General features: G+C 56.1%; 19 protein-coding genes and 1 tRNA gene. 10 read left to right on the top strand and 10 right to left on the bottom strand.

Annotation, left to right across the window (positions count from 1 at the left end):
- Window positions 1-90 precede the first annotated feature (90 nt).
- From B9Z37_RS04770 to B9Z37_RS04745, 6 genes are all read right to left on the bottom strand, one after another.
- Entirely contained in the window at window positions 91-642 is a 552-nt protein-coding gene (locus B9Z37_RS04770) for a histone H1-like repetitive region-containing protein (RefSeq protein WP_108312514.1), read from the bottom strand.
- 192 nt (window positions 643-834) lie between these two features.
- Window positions 835-1,962, bottom strand: coding sequence for a ribonucleotide-diphosphate reductase subunit beta (locus B9Z37_RS04765; RefSeq protein WP_108287785.1), 1,128 nt, complete (start codon window positions 1,960-1,962; stop codon window positions 835-837).
- 141 nt (window positions 1,963-2,103) lie between these two features.
- A complete protein-coding gene (locus B9Z37_RS04760) occupies window positions 2,104-4,989 on the bottom strand; it encodes a ribonucleoside-diphosphate reductase subunit alpha (RefSeq protein ID WP_240606656.1) in 2,886 nt (961 codons plus the stop codon).
- A 467-nt stretch (window positions 4,990-5,456) separates the two neighbouring features.
- Window positions 5,457-6,044, bottom strand: a complete 588-nt coding sequence (gene ampD / locus B9Z37_RS04755) for a 1,6-anhydro-N-acetylmuramyl-L-alanine amidase AmpD (RefSeq protein ID WP_108311923.1) — start codon at window positions 6,042-6,044, stop codon at window positions 5,457-5,459.
- Between the two features lie 13 nt (window positions 6,045-6,057).
- Window positions 6,058-6,294, bottom strand: a complete 237-nt coding sequence (locus B9Z37_RS04750) for a PP0621 family protein (protein ID WP_108311922.1) — start codon at window positions 6,292-6,294, stop codon at window positions 6,058-6,060.
- Window positions 6,291-7,094, bottom strand: coding sequence for a cytochrome C assembly family protein (locus tag B9Z37_RS04745; protein WP_108311921.1), 804 nt, complete (start codon window positions 7,092-7,094; stop codon window positions 6,291-6,293). Before B9Z37_RS04745 ends, B9Z37_RS04750 begins: the two co-directional genes overlap by 4 nt.
- A 77-nt stretch (window positions 7,095-7,171) precedes the next feature.
- On the opposite strand from B9Z37_RS04745, the gene ffh reads away from it, so the two are divergent.
- Together ffh and B9Z37_RS04735 are read left to right on the top strand one after the other, a co-directional pair.
- Window positions 7,172-8,557: a signal recognition particle protein gene (gene ffh / locus B9Z37_RS04740; protein ID WP_108311920.1), complete on the top strand. Its 1,386-nt coding sequence runs from the start codon at window positions 7,172-7,174 to the stop codon at window positions 8,555-8,557.
- 20 nt (window positions 8,558-8,577) lie between these two features.
- Window positions 8,578-8,982, top strand: coding sequence for a gamma-glutamylcyclotransferase family protein (locus B9Z37_RS04735; protein ID WP_108312512.1), 405 nt, complete (start codon window positions 8,578-8,580; stop codon window positions 8,980-8,982).
- A 12-nt stretch (window positions 8,983-8,994) separates the two neighbouring features.
- Here B9Z37_RS04735 and miaB read toward each other — a convergent pair whose 3' ends face one another.
- Together miaB and B9Z37_RS04725 are read right to left on the bottom strand one after the other, a co-directional pair.
- On the bottom strand, window positions 8,995-10,332 hold the full coding sequence (gene miaB, locus B9Z37_RS04730; protein ID WP_108311919.1) for a tRNA (N6-isopentenyl adenosine(37)-C2)-methylthiotransferase MiaB: 1,338 nt from the start codon (window positions 10,330-10,332) through the stop codon (window positions 8,995-8,997).
- A 162-nt stretch (window positions 10,333-10,494) separates the two neighbouring features.
- Window positions 10,495-11,079 carry a DUF2889 domain-containing protein gene (locus B9Z37_RS04725; protein WP_240606625.1) on the bottom strand — a complete coding sequence of 195 codons (585 nt, stop codon included), beginning with the start codon at window positions 11,077-11,079 and terminating at the stop codon, window positions 10,495-10,497.
- A gap of 60 nt (window positions 11,080-11,139) precedes the next feature.
- Between B9Z37_RS04725 and B9Z37_RS04720 the strand changes: the two genes are divergently transcribed.
- Together B9Z37_RS04720 and B9Z37_RS04715 are read left to right on the top strand one after the other, a co-directional pair.
- Entirely contained in the window at window positions 11,140-12,699 is a 1,560-nt protein-coding gene (locus tag B9Z37_RS04720) for an acyl-CoA synthetase (RefSeq protein ID WP_205872547.1), read from the top strand.
- Between the two features lie 37 nt (window positions 12,700-12,736).
- Window positions 12,737-13,228, top strand: coding sequence for a GNAT family N-acetyltransferase (locus B9Z37_RS04715; RefSeq protein ID WP_108312510.1), 492 nt, complete (start codon window positions 12,737-12,739; stop codon window positions 13,226-13,228).
- Window positions 13,229-13,249: 21 nt separating this feature from the next.
- Here B9Z37_RS04715 and B9Z37_RS04710 read toward each other — a convergent pair whose 3' ends face one another.
- Window positions 13,250-13,531: a hypothetical protein gene (locus B9Z37_RS04710; RefSeq protein WP_205872546.1), complete on the bottom strand. Its 282-nt coding sequence runs from the start codon at window positions 13,529-13,531 to the stop codon at window positions 13,250-13,252.
- A gap of 137 nt (window positions 13,532-13,668) precedes the next feature.
- Here B9Z37_RS04710 and B9Z37_RS04705 point away from each other — a divergent pair.
- The 3 genes from B9Z37_RS04705 (at window position 13,669) to B9Z37_RS04695 (ending at window position 16,531) form a co-directional block, all read left to right on the top strand.
- Window positions 13,669-13,745, top strand: a tRNA-Met gene (locus B9Z37_RS04705).
- Between the two features lie 167 nt (window positions 13,746-13,912).
- The gene (locus tag B9Z37_RS04700; RefSeq protein ID WP_108311917.1) at window positions 13,913-15,778 is read left to right on the top strand and encodes a sensor histidine kinase; all 1,866 of its coding nucleotides are present in this window, start codon (window positions 13,913-13,915) and stop codon (window positions 15,776-15,778) included.
- 54 nt (window positions 15,779-15,832) lie between these two features.
- Window positions 15,833-16,531: a response regulator transcription factor gene (locus tag B9Z37_RS04695; protein ID WP_167394328.1), complete on the top strand. Its 699-nt coding sequence runs from the start codon at window positions 15,833-15,835 to the stop codon at window positions 16,529-16,531.
- Window positions 16,532-16,609: 78 nt separating this feature from the next.
- On the opposite strand, the gene B9Z37_RS04690 is transcribed toward B9Z37_RS04695, so the two are convergent.
- Entirely contained in the window at window positions 16,610-17,194 is a 585-nt protein-coding gene (locus B9Z37_RS04690; protein WP_108311915.1) for a hypothetical protein, read from the bottom strand.
- 60 nt (window positions 17,195-17,254) lie between these two features.
- Between B9Z37_RS04690 and B9Z37_RS04685 the strand changes: the two genes are divergently transcribed.
- The 3 genes from B9Z37_RS04685 to B9Z37_RS04675 all read left to right on the top strand — a co-directional run bounded on the left by B9Z37_RS04685 (window position 17,255) and on the right by B9Z37_RS04675 (window position 19,093).
- A complete protein-coding gene (locus B9Z37_RS04685) occupies window positions 17,255-18,010 on the top strand; it encodes an energy transducer TonB (RefSeq protein WP_108311914.1) in 756 nt (251 codons plus the stop codon).
- Window positions 18,011-18,149: 139 nt separating this feature from the next.
- Window positions 18,150-18,686, top strand: coding sequence for a MotA/TolQ/ExbB proton channel family protein (locus B9Z37_RS04680; protein ID WP_240606624.1), 537 nt, complete (start codon window positions 18,150-18,152; stop codon window positions 18,684-18,686).
- Between the two features lie 2 nt (window positions 18,687-18,688).
- Window positions 18,689-19,093 (top strand): ExbD/TolR family protein, encoded by a 405-nt coding sequence (locus tag B9Z37_RS04675; RefSeq protein ID WP_240606623.1) that lies wholly within the window; start codon window positions 18,689-18,691, stop codon window positions 19,091-19,093.
- The last annotated feature ends 120 nt before the right edge of the window (window positions 19,094-19,213 follow it).

Raw genomic sequence — 19,213 nt, 5'->3', positions numbered from 1 at the left:
GCTTCGCACACCCTGCAGATGGGCCATAAAAAAAAGCCCAACACCGTTGCCGGTGTCGGGCCTTAGCGCTACTTGCGTCTAACTTTTGAATCAGGGCTTGGCGGCCGAAGGAAACGGCCATGCAGCTTGTGGATTCAGTGTTGTCTGTGCAGCGGGGGCAGCGGGTGCTTTAGATGCCTTCTTTGCAGCAGGTTTTTTAGCAGCCTTTTTCACAGCCGGCTTTTTGGCGGCTGGCTTTTTAGCAGCAGTTTTCTTGGCGGCTGCTTTTTTAGCTGGAGCAGCTTTTTTGGCTGCAGGCTTTTTGGCGGCTGCTTTTTTAGCTGCAGGCTTTTTAGCGGCAACAGCTTTTTTGGCTGGAGCTGCTTTTTTAGCTGCTGGCTTCTTTGCTGCTACTTTTTTAGCGGCTGGCTTTTTGGCGGCAACAGCTTTTTTGGCTGGAGCTGCTTTTTTAGCTGCTGGCTTCTTCGCTGCTACTTTTTTGGCAGCTGGCTTTTTGGCCGCAACGGCTTTCTTAGCTGGAGCTGCTTTTTTAGCGGCGGGTTTCTTGGCTGCGGCTACTTTTTTAGCAGCAGGTTTCTTGGCCACAGCGGCCTTCTTTGCGGGAGCAGCTTTTTTTGCCGCTACTTTTTTTGCAGTTGCCATGATTTTCTCCTTGATCAAGTTGAGAACTCAACGGAAAGGGAACGCTTGGTGCTTGTTGGATTGCACAAAGCGATCCATGGCGCTGAGGAAACCCCCAACACCATGAACGCGGGAAAGCCACAGCTCCCAACACCCGAAGGCGTTGCGAAGTGTGGCTTGAAGAGGGGTTGCATTGACGGGGTGTTCAGAAGATCAGTCCCAGGACAAGGCCCCGCCGGATTGGTATTCGATGACCCGGGTTTCAAAGAAGTTGCGTTCTTTTTTCAGGTCAATCATCTCGCTCATCCAAGGGAATGGATTTTCCTCGTTCGGGAACAAGGCTTCCAAGCCGATCTGGGTGGCACGGCGGTTGGCGATGTAGCGCAAATAGCCTTTGAACATGGACGCGTTCATACCGAGCACGCCGCGCGGCATGGTGTCTTCGGCGTAGCGGTATTCGAGCTCGACTGCTTTGAGGAACAGTTCCTTGATTTCGGCCTTGAACTCGGCTGTCCACAGCTGTGGGTTTTCGAGTTTGACGGTGTTGATCAGGTCAATGCCGAAGTTGCAGTGCATGGATTCGTCGCGCAGGATGTACTGGTACTGCTCTGCCGCGCCGGTCATCTTGTTTTGGCGACCCAGGGCCAGAATCTGTGTGAAGCCCACGTAGAAGAACAGGCCTTCCATCAGGCAGGCGAACACGATCAGCGACTTGAGCAAGGTCTGGTCGGTTTGCAGCGTGCCGGTATGGAAGTTAGGGTCCATGATCACGTTGATGAAAGGGATCAGGAACTCGTCCTTGTCGCGGATGGACTGGACTTCGTTGTAAGCGTTGAAGATTTCGCTTTCGTCCAGACCCAACGATTCCACAATGTATTGGTAAGCGTGGGTGTGGATGGCTTCTTCGAAGGCTTGACGCAGCAAGAACTGACGGCATTCCGGGGCTGTGATGTGGCGGTAAGTGCCCAGCACGATGTTGTTGGCAGCCAGCGAGTCGGCGGTGACGAAGAATCCAAGGTTGCGCTTGACGATGCGGCGCTCGTCTTCTGTCAGACCATTGGGATCTTTCCACAAGGCGATGTCGCGGTTCATGTTCACTTCCTGCGGCATCCAGTGGTTGGCGCAGGTGGCCAGGTATTTTTCCCAGGCCCATTTGTATTTGAAGGGAACCAGCTGGTTGACGTCGGTCTGGCCGTTGATGATGCGTTTGTCTGCCGCATTCATGCGGCGTGGGCTGGCTGTTGAAGATGCAGCAGCAGGCGCTGTTGTTTCACCAGCGCCGGAAAAAGAGGGCATCACGGGTTGAGATGCGGGTTTGACTTGATCGTCCCAGGACAACATAAAAAATTCCAGTTCTCAAATTATGAAAGCAAGCGCGCGAAATTCAAAGAAGCGATGCACTTTTTCGATCTGCGCAACCGTGAAGTGTTGTTCAATTGCATCGCACTTGGCATATCACAGCCAAGTGCAATGTTTTTCAAATCACTGGCAAGCCTCACAACCTGGATCATCGATCGCGCAAAACTTGACATCGGTGGCTGGTGTCGCGTTCATCTGTGCTTGCGCTGAAGCCGCCGCGGCGTCCAATGCGCTCATGCCTGACGATGGCGCACCCGATGAAGAGACTGCGTTGTGCGAGCCTGCTTGCACGGTTGATTTTTCCACTTGCGTTGCGCTGGATGTGCGCAGGTAGTACGTGGTTTTGAGACCGCGCAACCAAGCCAGTTTGTAGGTGTCGTCCAGCTTCTTGCCCGAAGCACCGGCCATGTAGATGTTGAGCGACTGTGCTTGGTCAATCCACTTCTGACGACGTGCAGCTGCTTCAACCAACCAAGTGGTTTCCACTTCAAACGCAGTGGCGTAAAGCGCTTTCACTTCTTGCGGCACGCGGTCGATCGGGCGCAGTGAGCCGTCGAAGTGTTTGAGGTCCATGACCATCACGTCGTCCCACAGACCCAGGCGCTTCAAGTCACGCACCAGGTAGCCGTTGATCACGGTGAACTCGCCTGACAAGTTGGACTTGACCGACAAGTTGCCAAAGCAAGGCTCGATCGAGGCATCCACACCAATGATGTTGGAGATGGTGGCTGTCGGGGCAATGGCCACGCAGTTGGAGTTGCGCATGCCGTCCGCGGCGATTTTCTTGCGCAGCGTGTCCCAATCCAGGGTGGACGAGCGGTCAACTTCAACATAACCACCGCGCTCGCGTTCTAGCAGGTTGAGGGTGTCCAGAGGCAAGATGCCTTGATCCCAGAGAGAGCCTTTGTAGGTGGCGTACTGGCCGCGTTCTTTGGCCAGCTCGGTCGATGCCCAATAGGCGTAGTAGCAAATCGCTTCCATCGACTGGTCGGCAAATTCCACCGCCGCTTGTGAGGCGTAAGGGATGCGCATTTCGTACAGCGAATCCTGGAAACCCATCAAGCCCAGGCCGACAGGACGGTGGCGCATGTTGGAGTCACGGGCCTTCTTGACGGCGTAGTAGTTGATGTCGATCACGTTGTCCAGCATGCGCATGGCGATCGTGATGGTCTTTTTCAATTTGTCGTGGTCAATGACTTTGCCGGTGGCGCTATCTTTGAGGTGGCGCGACAAGTTGACCGAGCCCAGGTTGCACACAGCGGTTTCGGTGTCGCTGGTGTTGAGCGTGATTTCGGTGCACAGATTGGACGAGTGGACCACGCCGACGTGCTGCTGAGGCGAGCGCACGTTGCAAGGGTCTTTGAATGTGATCCAGGGATGACCTGTTTCAAACAGCATCGACAGCATCTTGCGCCACAGGTCGGTGGCCGGCACGGTCTTGCTGGGTTTGATCTCGCCGCGTTCGGCTTTTTGTTCGTAAGCCACATAGGCTTTTTCGAAGGCCAGTCCGAACAAGTCGTGCAGATCGGGAACATCGGATGGCGAGAACAAGGTCCAGCTGCCTTTTTCCATCACGCGGCGCATGAACAGGTCGGGGATCCAGTTGGCCGTGTTCATGTCGTGGGTGCGGCGGCGGTCATCGCCGGTGTTCTTGCGCAGCTCCAGGAATTCTTCGATGTCCAGGTGCCAGGTTTCCAGATACGTGCAGACTGCGCCCTTGCGCTTGCCGCCCTGGTTCACGGCCACGGCCGTGTCGTTGACGACCTTGAGGAAAGGCACCACGCCTTGTGACTCGCCGTTGGTGCCCTTGATGTGCGAACCCATGGCGCGCACGCGTGTCCAGTCGTTGCCCAGACCGCCCGCAAATTTGGACAGCAAGGCGTTTTCCTTGATCGATTCGTAGATGCCGTCCAGATCGTCGGGCACGGTGGTCAGGTAGCAGCTTGACAGTTGTGAGCGCAAAGTGCCGCTGTTGAACAGGGTCGGTGTCGAGGACATGAAGTCAAACGAAGACAGGATCTCGTAGAACTCAATGGCACGGGCTTCGCGGTTGATTTCATTGAGTGACAGGCCCATGGCCACGCGCATGAAGAAGGCTTGCGGCATCTCGATGCGTTGCTTGCGCACGTGCAGGAAATAGCGGTCATACAGTGTTTGCAAACCGAGGTAGTCAAACTGGAGGTCGCGTTCGGGCTTGAGTGCCGAGGCCAGTTTTTGCAGATCAAACTGCAGCAGTTTTTCGTCGAGCAAGTCGTTGTCAACGCCTTTTTTGATGAATTTCGGGAAGTAGTTGATGTACTCCGCACCCATCTGGTCTTGTGTCACCTCCTTGCCCAGGATCTCCTTGGCAATGGTGTGCATCAACAAGCGGGCGGTCACATAGGTGTAGTCCGGATCCTTCTCGATCAAGGTGCGCGAAGCCAGGATGGATGCTTTGTAAACCTCTTCCATGGGCACGCCGTCATACAGGTTGCGCATGGTTTCGGCCACGATGGGTTCCGGGCTGACGTCTTTGCCAAGGCCTGCACAGGCGTTGACCATCAAGGATTTCAGGTAGTCCAGATCCAGCGCAATGCGCTGACCGCCATCGATCACATGCAGACGAGGCTCTGACGAAGGTGCGGGCGCCGCCTGTTGCTGCTGTTGGGCACGCTCTTGGGTGCGACGCTCGCGGTACAAGACATAAGCACGTGCAACTTCGTGGTTGCTGCTGCGCATCAAGCCCAACTCGACCTGGTCCTGCACATCTTCAATGTGGAAAGTGCCGCCACCAGGGCGTGAGCGAACCAAGGCGCGCACCACGTTTTGGGTCAATTCTTCGACCACTTCGCGAACGCTGGCAGATGCCGCGCCCTGTGTGCCGTGCACGGCCAAAAAGGCTTTCATCAGTGCCACCGCGATCTTGTTCGGCTCGAAAGACACGACAGCGCCGTTGCGGCGAATGATCTGGTAGTGGGCAAGTGCCTGTGTGGCTGGCGTGCTGCCGTGTGCTGCTTCTGGCTGGCGCATCTGGCCGGCAGATGAGGTCGTGATGTTCAGGTCTGTTTGCATGGTCATTTCTTTGATTTTTCGGTGATCTTTGAGTCTGGAATTTGACACTTGAACTGGCGTCAAATTCAATTGTGAGAATTTGTAAGGGACACTATATCTGGTGTCTGGCGTCATGACAAGCCACTACAGGTAGTGTACCGGCCTGTTTTGCCACTCTGGCCGGGGAGGGGTAAATAAATTGATGTCAGGCCGAGTTGGGTTCAACTTTTCACTGGCTGAAAAAGTGCCTTGAAGTGCTTGTCTCCAAGCCCTCGGGATATGTTTTTTCAAGCCTGGAGCGGCTTACCGAAGACTTGTGCTGAAAAAACCTTGATTGGCTTGGATTGCGATGGCTTGGAGAGCGCGCTTTCCATCATCAAAGGATGATTCAAGCGGTTTTCGGATGGTCAAAATATTTTTTGAGCAAGCTGCGCTGCGCATCCCTATCAGGGAAAAACCTGAGGCGATAAATCCAACAGTTTTTGCAGACGTGCCCAGTCGAAGCCTGGACCGGGGTCCTGTTTTCTGCCGGGCGCAATGTGTTCATGTCCAGCCACATGCGCGATGGGGTAGTTCCGTTCCAAGTCCTGGCAAAGAGCAGCCAAGCATCGGTATTGCGCATCTTCAAAGAGATCGCCTTCGAGGCCTTCGAGTTCAATGCCGATCGAGTCGTCATTGCAGTTGGTCCGCCCTCGGTACTGGGACTGCCCTGCATGCCAGGCGCGGTCATCGCAGCTGACAAATTGCCAAAGCACGCCATCGCGGCGGATGTAAAAGTGCGATGAAACTTCCAGCCCCCGGATGGTCTGAAAGTAAGGGTGGGCATCCCAATCGAGCTGGTTGGTGAACAAGCGTTGCACCGCGTCTCCACCGTATTGCCCAGGCGGCAGGCTGATCGAGTGGATCACGATCAGGTCAATGCAGGCACGGAGGGGGCGAGGCCCGAAATTGGGTGACTCGAGCCGCTGAGCTTGAGGATGCCAACCCTGCTTCCAAAGAGGGGGCGGTATTTTTCCGGATGCAGGCTGGTGCATGGTTGCTGTGGTTTCAGCCTGGGTTGCGGTCTTGTGCGTCTGTGCGGTGCTCGGTGCTGCAGTAAAGGCCTTTTTGGCCTGTAACCGCTTCTTCGTGCGGCAGATGGATGCCGCAGTGTGCGCAGGTCACCATTTCTGAGGGCTTGGGTGCTTGTTTTGCTTGGGTCGGGGCGGATGTGTTGACGGCACGGCCTCGTTTGAGGGCCCATATGACCACCAGAACCACCAGCAATAAGAACAGGTACTTCATCCCATACGCCCCAGCAAGACTTCTAAAACAAAGCGGGAGCCTGCATACGACAGCAGCAACAGCCCTGCGCCTATGTAAAGCACCCTGACCGCACGTCGGCCACGCCAGCCCCATTGGCTGCGCCCGATCAGCAAAACGGCAAAGGTGACCCAGGACAGCAAGGCGAAAAGGGTTTTGTGGTCCCAGCGCCAGTGCGCTTGACCTTGGCCGTAAAGTGCATCACCAAATAAAACACCCGCCACCAGCGTGGCGCTCAGCAGCACAAAGCCTGCCGTGACAAAGCGGAAAGTGAGCCGTTCCAGGGTCAGCAGCGGTAAACCGCTCTCTGCATCGTGCGCCAGACGTATCTCGTGCTCGGCGCGCGTCATCATCCAGGCGTGCACCACGGCTGCAGCAAACATGCCGTAAGCCGATAAACCCAAAGCCCAGTGCAGAGGTAGCCAGGCCGACGCTTGGGTGGCCAGTGGGGTCCCTGGAAACCACCAAGCCAGCACGACGGCCACTGTGCCCAAGCCCCCCATGGCCCAGCGAGCCTTGAATTTAGGGAAAAACTGGCTTTCAATCATGTAGGCCGTCACCACCAGCCAAGCCGTCACGGAAATGGCCGGTGCAAATCCGAAACGAACAGGCCCGATCAGCAAACTCAGCAATGCCACTGCATGGGCAACCCAGGCCAGCCAAAGCAGGCGGCGTGCGTGCGCGTCATTCAGGCGTCCACCCGCCAGCGCTGGAAACCCGTAGGCCAGCGCGGCCAGCACGGTGGCGGGCAGCATCCAAAATGGGGGACTCGCTAAAATCATGGGTCCGAGTTTAGCCTTTCAGGTGTGGCCACAGGGGCTTCACCACCACGGTTGACCGGTTATTTCTGGATTCCCCCATGGCCTCCGCCCTGACCGACAAACTCTCGCGCCTCGTCAAGACCCTCAGCGGACAGGCCCGCATCACCGAATCCAACGTGGCCGACATGCTGCGCGAAGTGCGCATGGCCTTGCTGGAAGCCGACGTGGCCCTTCCCGTGGTGCGCGATTTCATTGCCCGGGTGAAAGAAAAAGCCCTGGGGCAGGAAGTCATGGGTTCTTTGAAGCCCGGCCAGGCTTTGGTGGGCGTGGTCAACCGTGAGCTGGCCGCCACCATGGGTGAGGGTGTTTCGGACATCAATCTGGCGGCGCAACCCCCGGCCGTGATCTTGATGGCCGGTTTGCAAGGTGCCGGTAAAACCACCACCACCGCCAAGCTGGCCAAACACCTGATCGAAAAGCGCAAGAAGAAAGTGCTCACGGTCTCGGGCGACGTGTACCGCCCTGCGGCCATCGAACAGCTCAAGACGGTGACCGCTCAGGCCGGGGCCGAATGGTTCCCCAGCACGCCCGACCAAAAGCCGATCGACATCGCGCGTGCGGCCATCGACTACGCCCGCAAGCACTTTTTTGATGTGCTGCTGGTCGATACCGCTGGCCGACTGGCGATTGACGAAGCGTTGATGACCGAAATCAAGGCGCTGCACGCCGAATTGAAGCCGGTTGAAACCTTGTTTGTGGTCGATGCCATGCAGGGCCAAGACGCAGCCAACACCGCCAAGGCGTTCAGCGATGCCTTGCCTTTGACCGGTATCGTGTTGACCAAATTGGATGGCGACTCACGCGGTGGTGCAGCTCTGTCTGTGCGACAGATCACGGGTGTGCCGATCAAGTTTGCGGGCACCAGCGAGAAAATTGATGGTCTTGAAGTGTTCGATGCCGAGCGTCACGCTGGTCGTGTGCTGGGCATGGGCGACATCGTGGCTTTGGTTGAACAGGTCACCGCTGGCGTGGACATGGAGGCGGCGCAAAAGCTGGCCGCCAAGGTCAAGAGCGGTGGTGGGTTTGACCTGAACGACTTTTTGGCTCAGATCCAGCAAATGAAACAAATGGGGGGTTTGTCGAGTTTGATGGACAAATTGCCTTCGCAGTTGTCGGCCAAAGCAGGAGCGATGGACATGGACAAGGTCGAAAAAGACATCGGCCGCAAGCAAGGCATCATCCACAGCATGACGCCCAAAGAGCGCAGCAAGCCTGAATTGATCAAGGCCACCCGCAAGCGCCGCATTGCTGCAGGTGCAGGCGTTCAGGTGCAGGACGTCAACCGCATGCTCAAGGAGTTTGAGCAGATGCAGGACATGATGAAAAAAATGTCCGGCGGCGGCATGATGAAGATGATGAAACGCATGGGGGCCATGAAAGGCATGATGGGCGGCGGCGGGGGCTTTCCCGGCATGCCGCGTTGATCTTCACAGGCCACAAGCCCATGACGCTTCTCTTCATTTACGGCACGTTGATGCCCGGTTTGCGCCTAGAGGCTGAAATGCACGGTGCCGGTTTTGTGGGCACGGCCCAAGTGCCGGGTCGCTTGGTCGATGTGGGGCGTTTTCCCGGCTTGCTGCTGGACTTGTCCACGGGTGATGGCCAGGTCACAGGTGAAGTCTATGAAGTCGATGACGCGCAATTGGCCCGACTGGATGTGGTGGAGGGCATGGTGCGCGGCGACCGCGACGCATCGCAATACTGGCGTGAAGCAGTGTCCGTGCTCAGCGGCCCGCTGCAAGGCCAGCCTGTGCAGACCTATGTGTACAACCGCCCGGTGGATGCTTGTGCGCCCATCCCGCATGGCGACTACCGCCGCTACATCCGCGAAGTCGGGCGTGAGTCCTGAAAACCCAGCGGATCAGTCTTTGATCACCAATTCCCCGCGCAGCGAGTGCGACAGGCCTTGGGTGATGCGCACATCCGCCATCTGACCGATCAGGCGATCCATGTTGGGGCCGCCGGGGAAGTTGACCACCCGGTTGCACTCGGTTCGGCCGGCCAGCTCGGTCGCGTCCTTGCGTGAAGGGCGCTCCACCAGAATGCGTTGCACTGTGCCCACACGGCTGTCGCCAATGCGCTGCACGTTCTCTTCGATGGTCGCTTGCAGGTGGTGCAGGCGGCGCAATTTTTCTGCGTGCGGCGTGTCGTCGTGCAGGTTGGCCGCAGGCGTGCCGGGGCGGGGGCTGAAGATGAAGCTGAAACTCGTGTCAAAACCCACGTCGGTGATCAACTTCATCATCTTGTTGAAGTCGTCCTCGGTCTCGCCGGGGAAGCCCACGATGAAATCGCTGCTGAGCGACATGTCGGGGCGGATCGCCCGCAGCTTGCGGATCGTGCTCTTGTATTCCATGGCGGTGTAGCCGCGCTTCATGGCCATCAAGATGCGGTCTGAACCGTGCTGCACCGGCAGGTGCAAATGGCTCACCAGTTTGGGGATTTTTTCGTAAGCGTCAATCAGGCGCTGCGTGAACTCGTTGGGGTGGCTGGTCACGTAGCGGATGCGCTCGATCCCCGGCATGTCGGCCACGTATTCCAGCAGTAGCGCAAAGTCGGCAATGTCTGACGTGCCACCCATCTTGCCCCGGTAGGCGTTCACGTTCTGGCCCAGCAGGGTGATCTCTTTCACGCCCTGCGCGGCCAGGCCCGCCACCTCGACCAGCACATCGTCAAACGGGCGCGAGACCTCTTCGCCCCGGGTGTAGGGCACCACGCAGTAGCTGCAGTACTTGCTGCAGCCTTCCATGATCGACACAAAAGCGGTGGCGCCTTCCACCTTGGCGGGCGGCAGGTGGTCGAACTTCTCAATCTCGGGGAAGCTGATGTCGACTTGCGGGCGCTGCTTGCGTTCGCGCTCGGCCAACATCTCGGGCAGGCGGTGCAGGGTCTGCGGGCCAAACACCACGTCCACATAAGGCGCACGCTTGATGATCTCGGCGCCTTCCTGGCTGGCCACGCAGCCGCCCACGCCAATCAGCACGCCCTTGGCTTTGAGGTGTTGCACCCGGCCCAGATCGCTGAACACTTTTTCTTGCGCCTTTTCGCGGACCGAGCAGGTGTTGAACAAAATCAAATCGGCCTCGTCCACGTCCAGCGTGGGTTCGTAGCCCTGGGCCGCGCCCAGCACATCGGCCATCTTGTCCGAGTCGTACTCGTTCATCTGGCAGCCAAATGTTTTGATGAAGACCTTCTTGTTCATGCGGCCTCCACGGATTCAAGGGAGGTGATGAAGTCAAGGCAAAGCAAAGCACGCCCGCGAGGGGCCAGAGTGCAGCGGTTCATGGTGTAGATCCAGAGGCTGTGAAAAAGAAAAGCGCGGATGCGCTTTGGAAGCTGCAGATTATCGCAGGCAAGCCCTCGCTCAGTTGCCGGAGCCTTCAACCACCTTCGGCTTGAAAAACATCGGATAAGCCCTTTGCACTGTCGGGCTGTCATAGGCCCAGCTGTGGCACTGGCCCAAGTGGTAGGGCGGTTTCGTCACTTCGGGTTGAGGTTCCCCAGCCTGTACGCGCCGGTGCCATTGGCCTGCGGGCAGGGTCTGGTAGGCGGCGGTTGCCATGTTGAACAACAGTTCGCGCAGGTGGGTGCAGCCTTCGGTGCCGCCCACATGTGCGTTGATGACTTTGCGCCAGCCCGGGCCCATGGTTTGGCCGATGAGTTTGTGCATGCCGTGAGGGGCGCCTGCGCATTCGGGGTGGGGGATGTCATCCATCGCGGTGGCGATGTCCTGGATGACCATTTTGTTGTTCAGTGTGACGCGGATTCTCAGCCCGTGGATCGGCTCATTGGCTGGGAAGGGCCGCTCGTTGGGTACCGAAAACCCATAGGTTTTCACATCGGTCAGTTCGGCTTCGATGTCCCACAAGCCGTCTTCGCGGTCAAAGCCTTGGTACACCACGGTTCGCGTATGTGACAGTTTTCGGGGGGAGGGGGGTGGAAGTGCCAATGGAAATCTCGCGGGTCTGATGTTGAATCACCCAATCATAGCTACGCAGGAGTTCTCAGCATGTCAGCCGTTATCCACCCCGCCGTTCGCCGTCAGACCATTGCCGATGCCCTGCGGCGCACGGCGATCCGCTTGCCCAGCAAAACCGGCATCGTGTGCGGTACCACCACCTGGACCTATGCCGAGTTCGATGCGCTGGTAAGCCGCCTGGCCGCAGGCCTGGCCCGCATCGGCGTGGCCGAGGGCGACAAGGTGGCGGTGCTGGCGCGCAATTCGCATGGTTTTGCGGCGCTGCGCTTTGCGTTGGCCCGTCGGGGTGCGGTCATGGTGCCGATCAACTTCATGCTCAAGTCTGAGGAAGTCGCCTACATCTTGCGCCACGCGGGGGCTAAAACTTTGGCCACCGACAGCGGTCTGGCCGAGCTGGCGCAGGCCGCATCCAAGCTGGACACGCAGGTGCAGCAATTCATCTGGCTGCCATCCGAAGACCCCAGCCAGCCCGTGGCGGGCATGCACAGCTTTGACACGCTGGCCGCTTGCACCGATGCCCTGCCCGATGTGCAACTGGGCAGCTACGACGTGGCGCAGATCGTCTACACCAGCGGCACCGAATCGTCTCCCAAGGGTGCTCAGCTCACGCACGATGCGGTGCTGTGGCAATACGTCAGCTGCGTGATCGACGCCGAAATCGCCGAGGCGGACGTGGCCCTGCACGCGCTGCCGCTGTACCACTGCGCCCAGCTTGATGTGTTCTTTGGCCCGGCCATTTACATGGGCAGCACCAACGTCATCACGTCCAAACCCACGCCCGACAACCTGCTGCCCATGCTCGAAAAGTTCGGCATCACCAGCTTCTTTGCGCCGCCCACGGTGTGGATTGCGCTGCTGCGCTCGCCGCTGATGGATGCGGGCAAACTCGCCCAACTGGCCAAGGGCTACTACGGCGCGTCCATCATGCCGGTGGAGGTGCTCAAAGAGCTGGCGTCGCGCCTGCCCCAAGTGCGGCTGTGGAATCTGTACGGCCAGACCGAAATCGCGCCCTTGGCCACCATGCTGTCTCCCGAAGACCAGCTGCGCAAACCGGGTTCTTGCGGCAAGGCCGTGCGCAACGTCGAAACGCGTGTGGTCAACGACGACATGCAGGACGTGGCCGTGGGTGAGGTGGGCGAGATCGTGCACCGCTCGCCGCATTTGATGCTGGGCTACTTCCATGACGACGAACGCACCCAAGCCTCATTTGAGGGTGACTGGTTCCACAGCGGTGATCTGGGTGTCATCGACGATGAGGGTTACATCACCGTGGTCGACCGCAAGAAGGACATGATCAAGTCCGGTGGCGAAAACGTCGCCAGCCGCGAGGTGGAAGAAATGATTTACCGCCTGCCGCAAGTCAGCGAAGTGGCGGTGATTGGTTTGCCTGACCCCAAGTGGGTGGAGGCGGTGACAGCGGTGATCGTGGTCAAGGCCGGTCAGGCGCTGGACGAGGCGGCGGTGATGGCGCACTGCGCCCAGCACATGGCCGGCTTCAAGACACCCAAGCGCGTGGTCTTCACCGACGCGTTGCCCAAGAACCCGAGCGGCAAATTGCTCAAGCGAGATTTGCGGGTGCGTTATGCGTAATGCAGTTCCCATGCGGCAGCCGTACCAAGAATTCAGCATGAGTGCCCCCATAGTTTTGCGCCCCTTGCAAGTCGGTGACATTGGCTGGGTGGCACACCGCCAGGGCATTTTGTATGCGCAGGAATACGGCTGGGATGGCACATTCGAGGCCTTGGTGGCCGAGATCGCTGCGCAGTTTGTGAAGAACTTTGACCCCGCATGGGAGAACGCCTGGATCGCAGAACGCGAAGGCCAGATCGTGGGCTCGGTCTTTCTGGTCAAGGTGTCTGAGCAAGAAGCCAAGCTGCGTTTGCTGTACGTGGAGCCCGGTGCCCGCGGCGCAGGGCTGGGAAGGCGCTTGACCGAAGCGTGCATCGCGTTTGCCAAAGCCACGGGTTACGTCAAGCTCACTTTGTGGACCAACGACATCCTGCATGCGGCCCGCCGCATTTACCAGCAAGCAGGGTTCGTGTTGGTGTCTGAAGAGCAGCACCATTCTTTTGGACACGATTTGGTCGGGCAATACTGGGCCCTGGACCTTCAGCGCTAGGCCTTGGGTTTTCGGCTCATTTCAAGCCAATGCGCGTAGCCTGGTTTGAAGGGCCAAGCCGTGTACTGCACCGCGTCCTTCGGGCAGCACATGCTCGGTCAGATGGTCCAACGAAGGGCTGATCGCGCCGATTTTCTGCAACCATGCTTGTCCTTCAGGCGTCTCGATGGCCAATCCGGACAAGCTCTGGTGGGCCATGGGCAAAGCGATGCCCTGCACGGCAGGACCGGACATGCGGTCGTGCACGCTGCCCCAAGCCACAGGTTTCAAGGCGTTTTGCAGGCTGCGTAAACGGCGAACCATGGCATCAAGGGGTTCGTTGGTGAATCGGAGTTGCCCCAGCACGTTGCCATGATTTTTGACATCAAAATTTGTGTATAATCTTGTCCTTAAAGAAAATTAATAAGCTTTAACGCAGCTTACTAAAGCAATCGTTTTCCGGTGATATAGCTCAGTTGGTTAGAGCGCAGCATTCATAATGCTGATGTCGGTGGTTCAAATCCACCTATCACCACCATCTAAAAGGGGGCAGACACAGTCTGTCCCCTTTTTCACTTGGGCTTTACTTTTTGACGTCAAGCTTAGTGGGCGTCATGCCGTTAGCAATTGCATACAGGCAAAATACAAAAATGATCGCCCTGAACAGTCGCTCGTTTTTTAGACCACATTCCAAACGAGGCTCCGATGCGGAGTAACGACATTCGTGCCATTTTGGTTTCGGTCCTGTTGGCTCTGGTGGCTTCGACCACATCTGCGCAGGATTGGATTTCGCAGCGGTCTTGGTTGGAAGATGGTGGTGGACGGCAAACTTTGGAACAGGTGCGCCATGCCAATTTTCGAGCCTATGAGGGGGTTCTGAGCCAAGGATTTGGTCAATCGGTTATTTGGGTCAAACTCAAAATAGATGCACCAGAGCAAGAGCGACAGGAGGCCAAAATTTTTTTGCGCTTGCGCCCGGTTTATTTGGACAGCATTGAGGTCTTCGATCCTGCTGTATCGAATGGCATTGCAGGTCATACTGGAGACATTCTTCACCCTGCTTCGCAGCCTGTGCGCAGTTTGGATTTTATGGTTCCTTTGCCCGAAGGGCCCTTGCCGCGTGACATCTTTTTGCGCGTGATTTCCAGCAGTACTCGGCAAATATATGCCGAAGTTGTCTCCGAAAAAAGTCTGCTTCAGCAGATGCCCCAGCAGCATTTGCTGTTTGCACTTTATGTAGGTGTGGTCTCGATCTTCGCCGTTTGGGGTATCAGCTACTGGGGTTTTACCAAAGACAGAATGGTCGGACTCTTTGGTGTCAAACAAACGGCAGCCTTGGTCTACGCGTTGTGCTCTTTGGGCTATATGCGAATGTGGTGGCCAATAAGTTGGTCGGCTGAATGGCTTGATCAATTGGCCTCGTTGTTCAGCATGCTTGCCACCACTACCGCCATATATTTTCATTACGCATTTTTACAGGACTATCAACTCAGGCGTTGGGCTGTTTGGTTTTTGCGAGGCCTGTTGTTATTGCTGCCTATCAACCTGCTGATTTTTGGGGCAGGGCATCCAATGTGGGCTTTGAAAATCAACATGGCGTCGGTTCTGCTGGCCCCCTTCGTGACGTTGGCTGCAGCATGGTCCGCCAAGGGTTGGGGCGTGGAGCCACGAGGGCAGCGCGTCTCGGTTGTCAAGCTTTCCCGATTCCTCGTGGTGGGCTTCTACTCGATCATTGTTGTGATTTTGGGGTTGGCGGCCTTGCCGGGTCTGGGTGTGGCACGAGGTGGTGAGATCGGTCTTTATTTGGTCCAGGCACATGGTTTGGCAAGTGCCTTGATGGTGGTTCTCTTGCTCCAATACCGAACCCATCTGATGCGTAAAGCTCAGTTCGAGAATCAAAGTCTTTTGGCTCGGACGCAGTTGCGTGCAGAGCAAGATCGACGGTTGCGTGATGAGCAGGAAAAGCTCTTGACCATGCTCACACACGAGCTCAAGACGCCGTTAGCCACTATGTACATGCGGCTGGATGAGCATGGTAAGAACGCGCAGGCCCTCAAGAAATCGATACGGGAAATGAACAATGTCATTGACCGTTGTGTAGAAGCCAATAAATTGCAGGATCAAAAACTTCAGTTGCAAAGGGAGGACGTTAACTTGATCCAGGTTCTGGATGATGTGGTGTCTGTTGCCCCGACGCCAGAGCGCATCGATCTGTCACCCAACCTACCGCTTCGATTACAAACAGATCGACAGTTGCTGTCCATCGTGTTGAGTAATTTGGTAGAAAACGCTTGTAAATATTCGGCCAAAGAGACGCCCATTCAAATTGTTCCGAAAGATCTGGGCGATCGGGTTCAATTAAGTATTTTCAATGTGCCCGGACGTGCAGGGTGGCCCCCGGATGCAAAGATGTTTGAAAAATACTATCGAGGTCCGGGTGCGCAGAGTCAGGCAGGAACTGGTCTGGGTCTATTTTTGGTCAGAAGCCTGGTCCAGTCGTTGGGCGGTCATATTGCATACCAACCCACATCGCAGCATGTTTGCTTTGTCTTGACCTTGCCCAAGGTTTAATGGTGATGACTATGCTCGACATTATTTTGTGGCATGTTTGGGAGCATTGATCTCATGAGGGATTCACTTTCATTGCACATTCTCATTGTCGAAGACAACGACAATTTGCGTGAAGCGACGCAAGAACTGCTCGCCCAGAACGGTCACCAGGTCACAGCCATGTCATGCGCCGAAGACGTCGATGACACCCCAACGCGTGATGTACCAGATTTGTATCTGATCGATGTGAACTTGCCTGGTGAAAATGGATTCAGCTTGGCAGAGCGCATCAGAAAAAGTCACCCAGCGGCTGGTGTTGTGCTCATGACGGCGCGAGGTCAATTAGAGGACCGGCTACAGGGATACTCTTGCGGAGCAGACAATTATTTGATCAAACCAGTAGAGCAATCCGAATTGCTTGTTTGCATTCAGAGCTTGGCCAGACGCATTAAATTTGCAAAGTCCAACGAAGAATTTGACCTGGTTCTGGACGTGCAAGCGTTGAATATTCGAGGCCCTCTTGGCAGCGTTTCACTCACGTACCCAGAAAGTTTGTTGCTGGTGGCCATGACCCGTGCTGTCGGGCAAAAGCTTGAACGTTGGCAGGCGATGCAACTGGTCGACGCCAAGGACAAGGGCTTGTCTCCTGCCAACTTGGAGATGCGTATCAGTACCCTGCGGAAAAAGATGGATGCCTGCGGTGCACCTGCTGAAGCCATTCGCACCATACGTGGCTTCGGCTATGCATTGAGCTGCCGTTTCAAAGTCGTGTGAAGTCCTGGGACTGCGATGACGTCGATCTGTTCGATGTCAATCGTTTGAGCTGCCGTGAGCCGATTCAGCCTATCAACATCAATGGGCGCCACTGTCGTCAGGGGACTTTGCTTTTTTGCTGCTGCGCGTTTTTCGGCCCCCGTTGGTGGTCGATGCATCCGTGGTGGTCTCGATGTGCGGTGTGTTTTCAGGCACAGGCGTTGCCGTGCTGGAAGGCTGGGCAATTTTTGAAACTTGAGACAAGCCCGAGTAAACAAACTTTTTGACGTTTTCCAGTGCCTTGCGTCCGACACTTGAGACGGTCTCGGCGTCGAACTCCTCGTCATTGGTCTGAACAGCCGAAGTGGCTACAGTGGTTTGTGGTGAATTTTCTGCCACCATGTCTGTGGGTGCTGCATTGGCTTGTGCTTGCTGCGCGGCTACTTGAGCACCCAAGCGTGCAGCCTGAGAAAAGTGGGCTGAAATCAGGCGCTTGAGTTCATCAACTTGCGTGAAAGCGTATTCCACGTCCGGAAAAATAGCGGGTGCATTCAGCAGCTTGCCATCTTCTGTCAGTAAGGCCGTTTGAACTGCGATGCCAGCTGGCGTTGTTTCCACCAAAAATACGCTGCGCCCTTTGATGACTTGTTCAGACGATTCGGTGTTTGTTGCTTCCTCAGACATGGCTGCATTCTCCTCAAGTTGAACTCATGTATAAACCGTTTGAGTTTACCTACATTCGCAATGCCGTTGTCTATTGAGCGCCCGCAGCCACATTCTGGTTCTCAGTATTTGAGGATTTTGGGGGTGGTGTCGGCTGTTCACTTGGCGTTGGCGTTGCTGTTGCTGGCGGCTCCACATTTCCAGTTGTCTCGCAGACTCCCTCCTATCACGATCGATATCGGGGCGGCTGCTCCCGAACTCCAGCGCGGTCTCGAAGAAGCTGTTACAGCACAGGCCGGGCAGGCCGGGGGGGCAAATCGAACGTCGACACAAAAGACAGCACCTAGCAAAAGCCCGGCGATTGCAAAAACCTCTATCCCCGCTTTGCCCAACAGATCGCCGGATGCGGCCCGGGTGAGCCAACCTGTTGAAAAGCCCGCACCGATTGCGACACCTGAAGAGCCCACTGCATCTGCATTGCCGGGCAGCACAACTATGGCCGTTCCCAAAGGACAGGCACAGGTTTCACAAGAAAAAACAGTCAGGACCGCAGAGCCAGACGTGCAAGCGGCCTACAAAGAAAATCCTAAGCCCCCCTATCCCAAAGCGGCCTTTCGCGTCGGTGCCGAGGGGTCTGTGGAAGTCACTGTTGAGGTCAATCCGGATGGCTCTGTCTCTACCGTCAGCCTCGCGCAAAGCAGTGGCAACGAATGGCTGGATCAATCGGCATTGGATTCCGTCAAAGGCTGGCGTTTCCGGTCTGCTCGCAAGGACGGCGTGCTGATCAAAACTGTGGTGAGGGTGCCCATCACTTTCAAGTTAAGAGCCGACCGATAATCGCGGACAAACAAAAGGAAAGAATATGTTGGATGCACTCATTGTCAATGCCGTGTTGGGTATCTTGGTACTGTTGTCGGTGGTGACTTGGACAGTGGCGTGGGTCAAAGTGCGTCAGAACCAAAAAACCGTACGCGAGATGAAAATTTTCGAGCAAAAATTTTTCAAAGTGCGCGCATGGTCTGAGCTGACAGGGCTGGTCAAAACGTCTCAGTGCGCCTTGGCCAGCATGGCGAGCGTTGGCGTCAACGCTGTTCAGGACTTACAGACCAGTGGCCCCAGTGTTCTGATCGATCCCCAACTTGCGCTTGAGCGTGCATTGCATCAGTCGATGCAGGAGCAACTGCGCACGCAAGAGCGGGGTCTATCGGAGCTGGCAACGATTGGTTCCATTTCACCTTTTGTGGGACTTTTTGGTACGGTCTGGGGCATCATGAATGCACTCAAACACATCGGTGAAACCGGTCAAGCGAGCATAGATGTGGTGGCTGGCCCTGTTGGTGAGGCCTTGATTGCCACCGCTGTAGGCATTGCCGTGGCCGTGCCTGCTGTATTTTTTTACAATCTATTGCTGCGTAAACAAAAGCTGCGAATCACGCAGATGGAGTCTTTTGCCGATGCTTTTGCCCGGTTGGCCATGAAATATTTGTCATCTGACCCCGGGGGGCAAAAATGAGCATGCGCAATTCTGGTGACACGGATGGTGCCATTGCCGAAATCAATGTCACGCCGTTGGTGGATGTGATGCTGGTGCTTTTGATTATTTTTATCGTCACAGCCCCCATGATCACCCCGCAGGCCATGAAGATTTCATTGCCCCAGACGGATGCCTTGGCGCAGCGCGATCAAGTAAAAAATGAGGTACTTGTAATTTTCAAAGATGGATCAATGAAGTACAAAGGATCCAATACTTCGGAGGCTGAGCTCAAGGCTTTCATGGTGGCCGATGGCAAGATGCCGCATTACCAACTGCAAGTTCAAGCCGACGAAGCGGTTCCTTATGGCCGGGTTGCCCAAGTCATGGCGTTGGCGCAAGCTGCTGGATTGCACAAATTGACATTTGTAACAATTCCGCGCCAGTAATTTCGATAAAGTTATTGAAATTGAAATCTTTGGTTTTTTTTGGGTAAGGAGTTGACAATTTCATAATATTCGGAATATGCGAATATTGTGCCTATATTTTTGTCGAAAGTATTTTGCGGT

Source organism: Limnohabitans parvus II-B4 (assembly GCF_003063455.1).
Taxonomy (GTDB): domain Bacteria; phylum Pseudomonadota; class Gammaproteobacteria; order Burkholderiales; family Burkholderiaceae_C; genus Limnohabitans_A; species Limnohabitans_A parvus.
This window is presented reverse-complemented; position numbering and strand designations above follow the sequence as displayed.